This window comes from Amycolatopsis sp. VC5-11, assembly GCF_037034185.1.
Classification (GTDB): Bacteria; Actinomycetota; Actinomycetes; order Mycobacteriales; family Pseudonocardiaceae; genus Amycolatopsis; species Amycolatopsis nivea.
Genome location: NZ_JBAGKF010000053.1, coordinates 1 through 1119, shown reverse-complemented (window position 1 = coordinate 1119; position 1119 = coordinate 1). Strand labels below are relative to the sequence as shown.

At 70.2% G+C, this 1119-nt stretch carries 1 protein-coding gene; it reads left to right on the top strand.

Annotated elements, in window-relative coordinates:
• Positions 1-125 precede the first annotated feature (125 nt).
• The coding region (locus tag WA670_RS45040; protein WP_134734615.1) for an IS481 family transposase at positions 126-1119 on the top strand (994 nt) is incomplete at its 3' end.

Sequence of the window (1119 nt, the reverse complement as noted above, 5' to 3'; positions counted from 1 at the left end):
CTAGCTGTGATGTCCAGGGACGTTGTCCCGGGTTAAGGCGGTGACCGGCCTGTCGTGCTGACAGGTGAAGGCCCCGGGGGTGAAGTGGAGCTGTCTAGGAACCGCTTCGCCCGCCGGAGGCCTTCGTGTCCCACCCTAACGCCGCCCTGACCCCGCGCACCCGCCTGCGCCTCGCCCGCCTGATCGTCGAGCAGGGCTGGACCTGCACCGCCGCCGCGAAAATGTTCATGGTCGCCACCAAGACCGCCGCGAAGTGGGCCGACCGCTACCGCGCCGAAGGCACGGCCGGGATGACCGACCGCAGCTGCCGCCCGCACCACAGCCCCGCCCGAACGTCCCCGCAACTGACCCGCCGGATCGTGCGGCTGCGGTGGCGCCAGCGGCTGGGCCCGGCCCAGATCGCCGGCCGGCTCGCCATCCCTGCCTCGACCGTGCACGCCGTCCTGACCCGCTGCCGGATCAACCGGCTCTCCCGCATCGACCGGGCCACCGGCGAACCGCTACGCCGCTACGAGCACGACCACCCCGGCTCGCTGATCCACGTCGATGTCACCAAGTTCGGCAACATCCCCGACGGCGGCGGCTGGCGCCACGTCGGCAAGCAGCAAGGCAAAAAGAACAGATCAGCGACCTCCCGCCGCACCGGAACCTGGAGCACCGACCGGCACGCCCGCACCGGCACCGCGTTCGTGCACACCGTGATCGACGACCACTCCCGCGTCGCCTACGCCGAGATCTGCGCCGACGAGAAAGCCGACACCGCCGTCGGTGTCCTGCACCGCGCGGTCGCCTGGTTCGCCGACCGCGGCGTCACCGTCGAACGCGTGCTTTCCGACAACGGTGCCTGCTACCGCTCGTCGGCCTGGCGCGGGACCTGCACCGAGCTGGGCATCACCCCGAAACGGACCCGGCCTTACCGGCCGCAGACCAACGGCAAGATCGAACGGTTCCACCGCACCCTGGCCGAGGGATGGGCTTACGCCCGCTTCTATCCCAGCGAACACGACCGCCGGGCAGCGCTGCCGGGATGGCTGCACTTCTACAATCACCACCGGCCCCACACATCCACCGGAGGCAAACCACCCGTCACCCGGCTGACCAACCTCCCTGGACATCACA